The organism is Paenibacillus oleatilyticus, assembly GCF_018998565.1.
Taxonomy (GTDB): Bacteria; Bacillota; Bacilli; order Paenibacillales; family NBRC-103111; genus Paenibacillus_G; species Paenibacillus_G oleatilyticus.
The window spans coordinates 121,039-133,562 of the sequence record NZ_JAHNZO010000006.1 but is presented as its reverse complement, the minus strand read 5'-3'; the positions used below and the strand labels follow the sequence as shown (position 1 = coordinate 133,562).

The 12,524-nt window shown below is 33.9% G+C and carries 24 protein-coding genes; 23 read left to right on the top strand and 1 reads right to left on the bottom strand.

The features are described 5' to 3' along the window. The first annotated feature begins 4 nt into the window (after positions 1–4). The 15 genes from KQX66_RS09950 (at position 5) to KQX66_RS09885 (ending at position 6,127) form a co-directional block, all read left to right on the top strand. On the top strand, positions 5–418 hold the full coding sequence (locus KQX66_RS09950) for a hypothetical protein (protein ID WP_216792295.1): 414 nt from the start codon (positions 5–7) through the stop codon (positions 416–418). A gap of 29 nt (positions 419–447) precedes the next feature. Beyond that, the gene (locus tag KQX66_RS09945) at positions 448–1,191 is read left to right on the top strand and encodes a hypothetical protein (RefSeq protein WP_216792294.1); all 744 of its coding nucleotides are present in this window, start codon (positions 448–450) and stop codon (positions 1,189–1,191) included. Between the two features lie 60 nt (positions 1,192–1,251). Beyond that, positions 1,252–1,416 carry a hypothetical protein gene (locus KQX66_RS09940; protein WP_216792293.1) on the top strand — a complete coding sequence of 55 codons (165 nt, stop codon included), beginning with the start codon at positions 1,252–1,254 and terminating at the stop codon, positions 1,414–1,416. A gap of 761 nt (positions 1,417–2,177) precedes the next feature. Next, positions 2,178–2,402, top strand: a complete 225-nt coding sequence (locus tag KQX66_RS09935; protein WP_216792292.1) for a hypothetical protein — start codon at positions 2,178–2,180, stop codon at positions 2,400–2,402. Between the two features lie 93 nt (positions 2,403–2,495). Next, positions 2,496–2,717: a hypothetical protein gene (locus KQX66_RS09930; protein ID WP_216792291.1), complete on the top strand. Its 222-nt coding sequence runs from the start codon at positions 2,496–2,498 to the stop codon at positions 2,715–2,717. A 36-nt stretch (positions 2,718–2,753) separates the two neighbouring features. Beyond that, positions 2,754–2,936 (top strand): hypothetical protein, encoded by a 183-nt coding sequence (locus KQX66_RS09925; RefSeq protein ID WP_216792290.1) that lies wholly within the window; start codon positions 2,754–2,756, stop codon positions 2,934–2,936. A 53-nt stretch (positions 2,937–2,989) separates the two neighbouring features. After that, on the top strand, positions 2,990–3,772 hold the full coding sequence (locus tag KQX66_RS09920; protein WP_253957048.1) for a PD-(D/E)XK nuclease family protein: 783 nt from the start codon (positions 2,990–2,992) through the stop codon (positions 3,770–3,772). A gap of 27 nt (positions 3,773–3,799) precedes the next feature. Further along, positions 3,800–4,027, top strand: a complete 228-nt coding sequence (locus KQX66_RS09915) for a hypothetical protein (RefSeq protein WP_216792289.1) — start codon at positions 3,800–3,802, stop codon at positions 4,025–4,027. Positions 4,028–4,078: 51 nt separating this feature from the next. After that, positions 4,079–4,324 (top strand): hypothetical protein, encoded by a 246-nt coding sequence (locus KQX66_RS09910; protein WP_216792288.1) that lies wholly within the window; start codon positions 4,079–4,081, stop codon positions 4,322–4,324. Positions 4,325–4,340: 16 nt separating this feature from the next. After that, positions 4,341–4,517: a hypothetical protein gene (locus KQX66_RS09905; protein ID WP_010497757.1), complete on the top strand. Its 177-nt coding sequence runs from the start codon at positions 4,341–4,343 to the stop codon at positions 4,515–4,517. A 45-nt stretch (positions 4,518–4,562) separates the two neighbouring features. Further along, positions 4,563–4,694 (top strand): hypothetical protein, encoded by a 132-nt coding sequence (locus tag KQX66_RS37780; RefSeq protein WP_284439799.1) that lies wholly within the window; start codon positions 4,563–4,565, stop codon positions 4,692–4,694. A gap of 191 nt (positions 4,695–4,885) precedes the next feature. Next, positions 4,886–5,242, top strand: coding sequence for a hypothetical protein (locus tag KQX66_RS09900; RefSeq protein ID WP_216792287.1), 357 nt, complete (start codon positions 4,886–4,888; stop codon positions 5,240–5,242). A 25-nt stretch (positions 5,243–5,267) separates the two neighbouring features. Continuing rightward, positions 5,268–5,495: a hypothetical protein gene (locus KQX66_RS09895; protein ID WP_216792286.1), complete on the top strand. Its 228-nt coding sequence runs from the start codon at positions 5,268–5,270 to the stop codon at positions 5,493–5,495. Between the two features lie 16 nt (positions 5,496–5,511). Beyond that, positions 5,512–5,730 (top strand): hypothetical protein, encoded by a 219-nt coding sequence (locus tag KQX66_RS09890; protein ID WP_216792285.1) that lies wholly within the window; start codon positions 5,512–5,514, stop codon positions 5,728–5,730. A gap of 43 nt (positions 5,731–5,773) precedes the next feature. Continuing rightward, the gene (locus KQX66_RS09885) at positions 5,774–6,127 is read left to right on the top strand and encodes a hypothetical protein (RefSeq protein WP_216792284.1); all 354 of its coding nucleotides are present in this window, start codon (positions 5,774–5,776) and stop codon (positions 6,125–6,127) included. Between the two features lie 40 nt (positions 6,128–6,167). Here KQX66_RS09885 and KQX66_RS37775 read toward each other — a convergent pair whose 3' ends face one another. Further along, positions 6,168–6,299: a hypothetical protein gene (locus tag KQX66_RS37775; protein WP_284439798.1), complete on the bottom strand. Its 132-nt coding sequence runs from the start codon at positions 6,297–6,299 to the stop codon at positions 6,168–6,170. Between the two features lie 194 nt (positions 6,300–6,493). Here KQX66_RS37775 and KQX66_RS09880 point away from each other — a divergent pair, with 194 nt between their 5' ends. The 8 genes from KQX66_RS09880 (at position 6,494) to thyA (ending at position 12,401) form a co-directional block, all read left to right on the top strand. Next, entirely contained in the window at positions 6,494–6,664 is a 171-nt protein-coding gene (locus KQX66_RS09880; protein ID WP_216792283.1) for a hypothetical protein, read from the top strand. Between the two features lie 259 nt (positions 6,665–6,923). Continuing rightward, on the top strand, positions 6,924–7,271 hold the full coding sequence (locus tag KQX66_RS09875; RefSeq protein WP_216792282.1) for a hypothetical protein: 348 nt from the start codon (positions 6,924–6,926) through the stop codon (positions 7,269–7,271). A 39-nt stretch (positions 7,272–7,310) separates the two neighbouring features. Further along, complete coding sequence (locus tag KQX66_RS09870) at positions 7,311–7,457, top strand: hypothetical protein (RefSeq protein WP_216792281.1); 147 nt, start codon at positions 7,311–7,313, stop codon at positions 7,455–7,457. A gap of 32 nt (positions 7,458–7,489) precedes the next feature. Next, positions 7,490–7,879, top strand: a complete 390-nt coding sequence (gene nrdI / locus KQX66_RS09865; protein ID WP_216792504.1) for a class Ib ribonucleoside-diphosphate reductase assembly flavoprotein NrdI — start codon at positions 7,490–7,492, stop codon at positions 7,877–7,879. Further along, positions 7,815–9,938, top strand: a complete 2,124-nt coding sequence (gene nrdE, locus KQX66_RS09860) for a class 1b ribonucleoside-diphosphate reductase subunit alpha (protein ID WP_438804187.1) — start codon at positions 7,815–7,817, stop codon at positions 9,936–9,938. Before nrdI ends, nrdE begins: the two co-directional genes overlap by 65 nt. Positions 9,939–9,956: 18 nt before the next feature. After that, a complete protein-coding gene (nrdF, locus tag KQX66_RS09855; RefSeq protein ID WP_216792280.1) occupies positions 9,957–10,931 on the top strand; it encodes a class 1b ribonucleoside-diphosphate reductase subunit beta in 975 nt (324 codons plus the stop codon). Between the two features lie 37 nt (positions 10,932–10,968). Then, positions 10,969–11,472, top strand: a complete 504-nt coding sequence (locus KQX66_RS09850) for a pyrophosphohydrolase domain-containing protein (RefSeq protein ID WP_216792279.1) — start codon at positions 10,969–10,971, stop codon at positions 11,470–11,472. Between the two features lie 53 nt (positions 11,473–11,525). Further along, the gene (gene thyA, locus KQX66_RS09845) at positions 11,526–12,401 is read left to right on the top strand and encodes a thymidylate synthase (protein ID WP_216792278.1); all 876 of its coding nucleotides are present in this window, start codon (positions 11,526–11,528) and stop codon (positions 12,399–12,401) included. Positions 12,402–12,524: the final 123 nt, after the last annotated feature.

Sequence of the window (12,524 nt, the reverse complement as noted above, 5' to 3'; positions counted from 1 at the left end):
TTAAATGGCAAACAATAACGATCAAAAAATCTTGGAACTGAAGAAACAGATTGAGGAAAAGAAAAAGAAGATTGGCAAGTCTCAAAAATTTACGCCGACAACAAACTGTTCAATCGAACTCGATGGTGTAAGACACAATATTCAAGTTTTGCAGAAGGATCAAATCATTCAGCTTATGGTTAAGCTTAACTCATATGCAATGTCAGCGAGGGACTTGAGTGTTTTAGATGAGTACTCAATCAGTGGATACAATGCAAAGGACTGGATTAGTGATTTAAAATCAAAACTTGATTTCATGAACAGAAAAGAAGAAGAACAAAAACTTAAAGCGGTGGAAGCAAAGTTGGATCAACTCCTTTCTAACGATAAGAAGGTTGAACTTGAGATTAACGCAATTGAGTTTCTATTGAAAGATTAATCATAAAATATAAAGGGTGATATATACATATGACAATTGAAGAAAATATTAAAAATGTGATTACCACAAAATTGAATGATGGAACCATTGAGAAATTAGTATGTGAACAATTTGAAAAATGCGTTAACAATGCACTTGATAATTTATTTAGATCATATGGAGACATTACTAAAACGATTGAAAAGCAGCTTATGTCTACAATTACGCCAATGGTTGAGGCATATGACTTTTCCGAGTATCTTGTGAAATTAGATACTGTTCTGACAGACGTGTTAAAAAATACAACTCAAGAAAATAAGGCACTTTTGAATAATTTCAAAAAATTCTATACGAGTGAAGCGCCTAAGCAAATCAAAACATCTGAGTTATTTGATAAGTGGATGAAATATGTTGAGGAAAATGTTGAAACTGATGGACTGGAAGTAGATTATGACGATGAGCCAACTTATGAGTATGTGCCAGTTACATTTGAAGTTCAGCACGATGAAGGTAGATCGTGGAGTTCACTGGAATCTGCAAGCCTAATTTTTGAGTGTGAACATGATGAAGAAATGAACTTTATGGTCAAGATAAAGAAGTGGAAAGACTCGTCATGGTCAAAATGGAATATTGAACGCAGTAGTGTTTCAGATATTAAATCATTAAGAAACATTAATGAATTTGAAGTGTTCTTAAATCTATTGGCTCAATCAGGCACAGAAATTGTCATCGATGTCGATTCAGATGATGGTGAAGTTCGACCAGAGCAAAAGCCAGAAGCAACATTTAGTTAAAAACATACATAAAAGATCCAATGAATTAGCGATTTTATTATGAAAAGGAGTGGGAGTTTATTGAAGCAATTTTTATTAGACCAGTTCTTTTGTGATGAATGTAATTTTGAATTTTATGTACCAGAACAGCACTCCCCTGAACACTGCCCAAAATGCACAGGCATGTTATTATCTGATGCACAAACAGTAAAAGCGGAGCAATGGCGCGGAGAACAATTGCTTTAGAATGTCTCTTCAGTAATAAAAGAAAGGAGAACGTAAAGAATGTATGAGAGACTAAATAGGTCTAAATTTAGAAGAAGACACAATTTACTTTTCAAACTAATAACTGTAATGATAATTTTAACCGTTATATTTATTATATCGTGGTATGCGTTTGTTGGAACTATTTTATATCAAACTATAGAAGATCCTTCTGAAGTAGGAATGTGGATCGGCAAGCTTTTGAATGGTGTTAAGGAGCAAATAAAATAATGGTTTCATGTGAACATGAGGTGCTGAAATGTGGTTGACTGATATTGAATTATGTAATGGGAGTCTGCTGAAAGATTGCCACATTTTCAAAGAAGACTTAGATGTTAATATTATTAGGATGGTTTGTATCGGCAGTAAGGAAGTAATTGAAGAACAGTTTAGTAAAATGCCATGGGGAAATAGACATAGGTTTGTGTTCTTTCAGAACGAGGATATGAACGGAAAAGTAAATGTAATGAACATCAAGAATTATACAATTAGAGAATCAATTACATCAAGATAAAAGAACTCTTTTATGGGGAAATTGAGGTGATTATAATCTCGATATTGTTCCAACTATTAATTTTATTTGGCATATGGGTTTTGTTTATTTGGTTAGCTTCCGAAAAGAATCTTAGTTTAGTTGCAACGATTCTCTTTTTGTTATATCTAATTGAGCTTGGAAGTGAATATAAGCCCATATCATGGATTTCACAAGGCATTAAAGTTTTGATTTCAAAGTGGGGTTAAGTATGAAGCAAATTGAAAAAGACATGATTATTATTAATGCTTTATTTTATTTATTCCGCAATGAAAATGACAATGACATAAAGCGTATCATTCCAGATTTTGATGCTGAAGGAATAAGAATGTTAGCAAAAAGACTGGAGTGTTATAAAAGCGATAAAAAATTAGAAGAGGCAATAATAGAACTTGCTAATGAAACTTATAAAAGATTAAAGAAAAAAATCAAGTGACTTTTAAAAATAAAAAATAAATTTATAAAACTATTGACTTTGGTCTGTAAAATTTGGTAGATTGTTTTCACCAAAGGAAAAGGAGTCGTCAGAGTGAAGAACTTAGTCATAAGCAAAAGTGAGGAAACAATAAGTCAGACAGTTGGAACCTTCACATTCACAGAAACGAAGCTTAGGGATCTTCATAGTGCAGTGATGAAATCCTTAGAAGCTGCACATATGATGGATAAAGAGTTAGTTTTGACCCCTAACGAAGCATTAGTGCTTGGAAGGATAATGTTTGATATTGAAGAGGCTGGATTCGTAAATACATAAAGTATGAAAAATTATACATATGAGGAGTGTTGGGGGATGAATCAGCATGCAGATTCGAATGAAATAATCGAAATAAGATTAAATAGTTTGATGGAATCAGTATTTGAATTGATTGATGAAATGTATCAAAAAGATGAAGAGACGATGAGTAAAGGAGAAAAAAGGTTTTTTGATGCGTTTCATGACTATATGGAAGCACTTGATGACTCAGACGAATAGAATTGAATTCATAATTTTATCAGGTTGCCTACTAAAACAAGGAGAGTGATGAATTGCTTGAAGAAGTAAAAAACGAAACTGTTTGGTCATGGTCAAGATTAAACTCTTATGATATGGCCGAGAAATGCGAGGGTTGCTACTATAATTTCTTCCTTCAGTACTACAAGGGTGATAGAGGGGAGGGGAATTTCTTTAGTTCCTACGGAACACTGGTTCATGAAACTATCGAAAAACTGCATAATAATGAATTGTTTGCGTGGGACTTAGAAAAGGAATTAATGAATGGCTGGAAAAAGCTCGGTCACAAGCCACCATTTCCGCGTATGGGTAAGTCTTATGAAGAAGCACTGTTTGATTTTTTTAAAGAGGGATGCTATAACTACATATTCGATCAATATCAGATCCTTGAGGCGGAGGAGGAAAAGCTATTTGAAGTAGATGGCATAAAAATTAAAGGATATCCTGATTTAGTAGCTCAACACAATACATATAATCTTGTCATTGGTGATTATAAAACTAGCAAAAAGTATGAAGGTGAAAAACTACATCACAATATAATGCAATTATATCTTTACAGTATACCCATTAAAGAGAAATATGGTAAATATCCTGATTATCTTATTTATATATTTCCTAGAGAAAAAGGTAAAAAAGAGTTTGCTTATCCCTTTAAACTAGAGGATTTGGAAAGAACAAAGACTTGGGTTAAAAGAACTGTAGAAAAAATTGAAAATACATATGAATGGAAACCAAGGTGTATTGATGTAGACGGAAAGAAAGATTTTTTTGCAAACAATCTCTGCAACAATAGATTCGGTTGCTCTTATAAACACTAATTATACATAATAAAAGGAGAATTTGAAATGGCAACTTACTACGGACTGGCACTAACACAAGAAGGTAAATCTGTAATTATTGAAAATCTTGCAAATGATTATCTAACGGCATATAAGGATGCTGAACAACAAGCAGCGAAAGAAAGGCTTTATTTCGAGGGTTTGCGAATCGTAAAAGGAACACAAAAAGGCGGAAGCACAATGCAAAAGCGTTTTACAAGTGGTGAGCCAACTCCCAGAGCAAAAAGAAAATGAGGAGTCGTTTATACGGCTCTCCGTTTTCGAACGGAAATTGAGGTGAACAACATGAAAATTAAATTTTCTGAGCATGCAGTAAAGAGGTGCAGACAACAAGGAATTTGTATCAACAAAATGAAGAAAGAATTGAATGGAATTCCGGACTTCATTGAAAAAATCAGATGGCTTAGTACCGATGGACATGTTGCAGTACTTTACAAGGTAAAGAAGAACAGTGTTAAAGTTGCAACAGTAATTGGACTTCATAAGTATGATCCTAGAACCAGACATAAGGGTAGGATCGTGACCATCTAAGTAAGGGGAAATAGGAATGGACAAGTTTAAAATCCTTGAGTTATTAAAAAATGAACAACTGACAAATTATCATGATCATGGAAGCGAGATTATTCTAGAGTTTGGAGATAAAGTTTTAGTGGTATCTGGAACTTACACAAAAAATGTTTATGCAGAACTGAAGCGAAAAGTTGTTTCATATGAAAGCCTTTAAAAGACAAGTTTTATGGTGATATAAAAAATATGGGAGAGTATTTAGTTGAAAAATAATGAAATGTATGCAGGTATTAAAACATTTATTTCAGTTACCCTGCTAATTGCTTTAGCACTTTTTATTACACCAGTAATTCATATTGGCTTCGGGTACCTTGGAGGTCTCGTTGCTAAGTAGGTGTTTGGTGGGATTATTACAGATGGGCTAAATATTTTGTTTGGCACTAATAGATTCAATGAAGATCATATTCCAATTATTGCAGCAACATTAGCAATGATCGCTAGTTATTTTAAATCAACATCGAGTCAAAAGTAACTGTAGAAAGAAAATGAACTGCATATTTTATTAGAAAAGGATGAGTATTAGTTATGGCACAAAAAGTAAGTAAGAAAATTGCAAATGCAATTGATTATGTATTTATGAATAACGATGGTAAAGCAATTATTACAAATATCAATAACCTTGTATTTTGTGACCCAAACCAATTGAATAAGCAAGGTAGGCTATTACAAGAGCATTATATAGATAGTGGCGAATTTTTAAGTCTACTAGACGTTATTGTAAATGGATATGAAATTGAAGAAACCCCAGAGGAAAAAGTACTGGAATTGTATGAAAGAGCGACTTGCCTAAAAATTATTGATCGTTCCGAAGCTTACCGTTCGGGCATGAGAGATTTTGCGCGAATCTATAATATCCCTATTAACTGGACTGAAATTGATTAATTAACCAACAAAAGGAGAATTACGATTGTTTAGTAACGGAACAGAACATATGTGTTTTCAAGAGGCTAATTGTTATAAATGTGAATTTTATGTTCATCCTGAGGATGCTACTGAAGAAGAGCCAGTTTGTGATGTTGAAGAAAGAATTGCTTTGGCCCTCGAAGAAGATTTCCCTTTCGAATGGCTTGATGAGAATATACATATCAGCAGATATTTTTGTAGGAAGAGACTTGGTAAAGAACCAAAATCTTAAAAAGGAGATGTAAAGTATGGATGAAAGGATGAAAGAATACATTTCTGACACGCTTAGACATCGAGAAAAAGAAGCATTGAAGACCGTTGTGAGTGCAATCTATTTTATGGATAGCTCTGATTATCTTACGGCACTTTGGGAAGCAGCAAATGAATTACTTGATGAAAAAATTCCTGAGAACGCTGGCAATGATTTTATTTGTGATTTATATGATTATTTGAGTGATGAACTATAAAGCGATAAAAGAGCCATTTCATAAGGAGAAAGGGAGGTGTCAAATGGGAGTTCGCAGCCATAACTTCATACTAATTGGATGTAACATTGGATCAGAATATTATAATGACGAAGAATGGGAAAAAGAAGATTCACTATACACAAAGTACGACTTTAATCGTAAAAGTAAGTCAGGAGACATTGTAATTTTAGACGATGTTTACAGTCAAAAATACTTCATTGTTGGAGAGATCATACAAATAGATTATGACTGTGAAGGATCTGGATTAGAAATGACTGTAATAGATGAGAGTACCGAACAATTTAAAAAGGCTGCGCAAAGAGTGAAGTCATTTATTCTGGACACTTATAACCTAGATGTTGAACCGAAATATATCGTTTTGACACATCACACATAAACCAATGAAATCATGTTTTTATTAGAAAAAGAAGAGGAGATTACTCCTCTTCGGGAAGAATAATTTCCTCAACTTCAAAGCCTTTTGCAATCCAAGTTAATAAGAATTTTTCAGTAGTTTCAATTCTAGCATCATTCTCTTTGTTTATCATAATGTACTTTTTTTCTGCCATATTGTTTTCACCCCCTATAACTATATTTTACTAGATTAGTACAAATTGTGCTGAGGAGCGGAGTCCGATTTCTCCACAATGCTTCTATGTGACTCACTGTAAAATCTCTTTATTTTGCCCTTTTTCGGTATTAATTAATAACTTTGAGAAAGTCAATAAAATTAACATTTTATCCTGTAACAGAGGTGAGGAAATTGCCGTTATTAGATCAAATTAAAGAAATTCTAGCATTACTTGAAACCGCAAAAGATGATTTGCAAAGTTGGATTGATGATTTTGGTGATGACGCAGAAGAAATGGGAGTAGAATCAACACGCAATTTAATTTCCAGCATCGAATCAACATTACACGATATAGGATATTAAAAGCACTTGAAACTGTTCTTTAATGGGTTTCTAGAGAGGAGGTGATAAGATGTTAGTTGTATTATTACTAATATTTAGTTTGACAGTACTCGTTAACTCAGTTAAAAGCATTTTGAAATTAATAAATAATGAACAGTTATCAAAGACAGATATTTTTATTCATGTTACGGTTTCAATCTTGTTATTTGCACACTTAACATCGAGATATGCAATTGAGTTATTAAAATAAAATAGTTTTTTGTTGTAAAGGAGAATTTGGATGGGAATGTTTAGTTGGACATGTGCTGTTAGTGGTAAAAGTTTGGCAAACATACATAGTGGAATGCCTCCAAAGCAGAGCAAGTGCTATCTTGTTACGCCAACAGAAACAATTTACGAAGATGCATATGATGGATATGGAATTTTTGGTGGGAAAGATGTATATGAACTATTAGGGAATGGCGATAGAAATAAGGGAATTAGTGAACATTTTTCAGGCAAAGGAAAGTTTGACATAAAAATTGTGCTCAAAGAGAATTATTGTGGGCAAACATATGAAGAATTACCACAGTCCGGAGATTGTGAATATCAAGGATACTTCTATGATTTTGATGATGAGGAAGAATGAGAAACAGATGAAATTATGATTAGGGGAGGTGAACAGGACATGGAGTTAAACGAAGACGTACTGATCGAATATGTGCAGAGTAAACTACTGAATCAAGGTTATGCAGTTGATAAAGAAGCTTTGAGACTCATTTTTGATTATGAGATGCAGTACATGCTTGAGAATGGATTTGCTGAAGAAATGTAATGAAATAGTTATTTTATCAGGGAATGTGATGCATTTTGATTATTGTTTTTGATTCCTTAACTGGAAACGTTGAAAGGTTTGTAAAGAAGATACAAGGATTTAATAAAGAAAAAATACATAATACCTTGATTGTTAATGAACCATATGTTCTTGTTACATACACTACTGGGAAAGGGCAAGTCCCAAGATCCACATTAGATTTTTTGAATAATAACTATAAATACCTAGTTGCGGTAGCAGCCAGTGGGAATAAGGGCTGGGGAGATATGTATGCATTAAGTGCCGACATTATCTCTTCTGCTTATGAAGTGCCAATATTACATAAATTCGAGTTATCAGGTTTAAAATCAGACGTTGATATATTCACTCAGGAGGTACAAAAGCTTGTCACAAATTCCAAAATGGATTCAACTGAACAATGAAGTCATTCTGAAGAAAGATGGACAATTTCAATTCGAAAAGGATAAGGAAGCAGTTAAGAGTTATTTCATTGATCATGTAAACCAAAATACTGTTTTCTTTCATGATCTAAAAGAGAAGTTAGACTATCTCATCGAAAATGAATATTATGAAAAAGAATTTTTAGATAAATATACTTTTAAGCAAATCAAAGAAGTATTTAAAATTGCTTACGATAAAAAATTTCGTTTCCCATCATTCATGAGTGCGTTCAAGTTCTATAATGACTATGCTCTCAAAACAAATGATAGAAAGAAAATTCTTGAGCGTTACGAAGATAGACTTTCTATTATGGCCCTATTCTTAGCTGAAGGTGATTTTGAAAAGGCCAAAAAGTTAGTAAGAATGTTCATTGAGCAAGAGTATCAACCTGCAACGCCTACTATGCTTAATGCAGGTAGAAAACGCAGGGGCGAACTGGTGAGCTGCTTCTTACTGGAGGTTGGCGATTCTTTAAACGATATCTCCAAAGCAATTGATATGTCCATGCAATTATCGAAATTGGGAGGTGGAGTTTCCTTAAACCTTTCAAAGATCAGAGCAAAAGGCGAATCGATAAAGGGCATTGAGAATGCAACAAAAGGAGTTGTGGGTGTAATGAAACTCCTAGACCATGCATTCAGATATGCTGACCAAATGGGACAAAGAGCAGGTTCGGGAGCGGTTTATTTGAATGTATTCCATCGTGATATCAACGATTTCTTGGATACTAAAAAAATCAATGCTGATGAGGATGTTAGGGTTAAAACATTGTCAATTGGTGTTGTAATCCCAGACAAGATGATTGAACTTGCAAGAGAAGATAAGGATATGTATGTATTTTATCCTCATACTGTATATAAGGAATATGGTGTTCATCTTGATGACATGAATATTTCTGAGATGTACGAAAAACTTATTGATAATCCAAATGTTCGAAAAGAGACAATTAACCCACGTAAACTGCTTGAAAAGTTAGCAGTACTTCGATATGAATCTGGGTACCCATATATTATGTTTCAAGATAATGTGAATAAGCAACACGTACTGAATGAAGTATCAATTGTAAAATTTAGTAATTTATGCTCTGAAGTGCTTCAGGTATCTCAGGTTTCCCAATATAACGATTATGGAAACGAAGATAACATTGGCCTAGATATCTCATGCAATCTTGGTTCGTTGAATATTGAAAATGTGATGAAAAATAAGTCCATTAAGGAGACAGTAAAGTTAGCGATAGACTCTTTGACGACAGTTAGCCAGAATACATGCATTGCTAATGCGCCAGCAGTGCAGAAGGCTAATAAAATCATGAGGTCCGTAGGATTAGGGGCAATGAACCTTCATGGTTTTCTCGCAAAAAATAGAATTCAATATCAAAGTCCAATTGCCAGAGATTTTGCAAATACCTTTTTTATGATGGTGAATTATTACTCATTGGAGCGTTCTATGGAACTCGCTGTAGAAACCAATTCAAGGTTTAATGGATTCAAGAATTCTACATATGCAACTGGTGAATATTTTGATAAATATATTAATCAAGATTATTCACCTCAATATGAAAAGACGCAGAAGCTTTTTGAGAGAGTTTATATTCCAACAAAAGAAGACTGGCAAAGTCTAAAAGAGCAAGTTATGCAAAATGGATTGTTTCATAGTTATCGTTTAGCCATCGCCCCAACAGGATCAATCTCTTACGTTCAATCTGCCACAGCATCTGTAATGCCAATTATGGAACGAATTGAAGAGAGAACATACGGTAATTCCAAAACATATTATCCGATGCCCTTCCTCTCTGCTGATAACTGGTTCTTCTTCACCGAAGCATACGACATGGACATGTTTAATGTTGTTGATATGATTTCAACAATTCAACAGCATATCGACCAAGGGATTAGTTTTACCTTATTCCTAAAGGATACTATGACCACAAGAGACCTAACAAAGATCGACCTTTATGCTCATCATAAAGGAATTAAGACGCTTTACTATGCGAGAACAAAAGACACCTCAAGAGACAATTGTTTGTCTTGCCAAGTATAAGAGAAGGGGATTTATCAATTGACAAAAGTATATGACGCTGCGGATTGGTCAAGAAATGATGATAATTTCACTCAAATGTTTTATGAGCAAAATGTAAGACAGTTTTGGCTTCCAGAGGAAATTAGCTTGAACGGCGATTTACTAACATGGAAGTCGATGTCCCAAGCTGAAAAAGATGTATATAAGAAAGCACTAGCTGGACTTACCTTACTTGATACTGAGCAGGGTAATACAGGCATGCCTCAGATTATGAGTCAAGTAAAGGGACATCAAAGAAAAGCCGTTTTGAACTTTATGGCTATGATGGAGAATGCAGTTCATGCAAAGTCATATTCAAATATCTTTCTTTCATTGGCCTCGCTTGAGGAAATTAGAGATGTCTTCGAATGGGTTAAAAGTAATAAGTATCTTCAGAAGAAGGCTTCAATTATTGTCCAAGTCTATAATGAGATTAAAGAAAATGATGAACCGTCTTTGTTTAAGGCGATGGTAGCATCTGTATATCTGGAAAGTTTTTTGTTTTATAGCGGTTTTTATTTTCCTCTACTTTGTTATGGTCAGGGACGACTAATGCAGAGTGGAGAGATTATTAACTTGATCATTCGTGACGAGGCGATTCATGGCGTATATATTGGGTTATTAGCTCAAGAGATTTATAATAGACAGCCAGCAGAGGTTCAAGACGAACTGTATCAATTTGTCATCGATCTGTTGAACAAATTGTACTCGAATGAAGTTGATTACACTGAGGATTTGTATGGGAGTATCGGACTTGCTCATGATGTAAAAAAGTTTTTGCGATATAACGCCAATAAAGCTTTGCAAAACCTTGGCTTTGAGCCATTTTTTGAAGAGGAACAAGTAAATCCAGTGGTGCTCAATGGTTTAAATACAAAAACAAAATCGTATGACTTCTTTTCGTTAAAAGGAAACGGATATGTAAAGGCCAATATTGAATCAATAAAAGATGAAGATTTTATTTTTAACGATTAATTTATAAAACCCAATGAAAGGAGAATTCAAAACTTATATGACAAAATCCAATTATCAGAAGGTTCAAGATTTTCATCGTGCATTTAACATTGGAATGCCTATCGTTCCAACCCCAATGAACAAAGAATTGCTTCTTAATCGTCTTGGATTTCTTACCGAAGAAATTATTGAGATCCTTCAAACGGTTTGTAAAGATGAAACTGAATTTCAAGAAGTCTATACTGAACTTCTTGATCGAATGGACACTTCGTTTGTTAAACAATGTTCTAAGCCGTATCCCAGAAATGAAAATGAGGTCCTTGTTGGACAATCAGACGGATTTACTGATTTAAGTTACTTTAATGAGGGGAATTTTACATTAATCAATGTTGAACCTCAATCACTATTCGATATTGTCCATAATTGTAACATGGCTAAAATATGGCCTGATGGTACTGTTCAATACAACGAGCAAGGAAAAATTTTGAAGCCAACAGAATGGCAACCACCAGAAGAAGAGTTAGAACGAGAAATTCAGCGTCAAATAGAAGCAGCACAGTAAGATACAAAAGGGAGATTCATAAGAGTCTCCCTTAATTCATATGAGGTGATTAAATGAGCAAATACGATCAGATCTACAAAGAGTTAGTAGAAAATATTATAGATAATGGTGTATGGGACAGAGATCAAACGGTTCGTACTAAATGGGCTGATGGAAGTCTTGCATATACAAAAAGTGTGATTTCAAAACAGATTGTTTTTGACAATACTGAAGTACCAATTTTGACAACAAAGAAAGTGGCTTGGAAGACTGCTATTCATGAATTACTATGGTTCTATGTGCATCGTACGAGTGATGTAACTTATCTAAGGGAACACAATGTTAAGATATGGGAAGAATGGACAATGTCTGACGATACAATTGGGAAGGCATATGGATATCAACTTGGGAAAGAAATCTATACAGGAGAATATGAAACTGTTAGAGAAAATGGTTTGCTTACCTATGAGCCAGTAGTCACAAATCAGGTTCATAATCTTATAGAAGAATTGAAAAAAAATCCAGCATCTCGCCGTCACATAATTTCGCTGTGGAATATTGACGATTTGCATCTAATGTCTTTATATCCTTGTGTATGGCATAATCAGTGGCTCGTGAAGGAAGGGAAACTTCATTTGGTTGTAGGAATCAGGTCAAATGACATGGCATTAGGAAATCCTTTTAACGTTTTTCAATATTATGTGTTACAAAGAATGATTGCTCAAGTGACAGGATATGATGTGGGTACTCTTACATTTAATATAAATGATTGTCACGTTTATGAGCGACACATAGAACCACTTAAAGAACAATTAAATCGAACTCCATTAAATCCTCCTACACTATGGATCAATCCTGAAGTGAAAAACTTTGACGATTTCACCATTGATGATTTCAAATTGTTAGATTATGTTCATCATCCAAGTATTAAGATGGAAGTTGCGATTTAAAGTAAAAAATATATAATTGACTAAATTTAAATGTGATGATATGATGATAACTAACAAGAGGAAAAACTTGTTAGTTATTCTTTTATAGAGAGGTGAGGCCATAAACATCGACTGAATATTAAT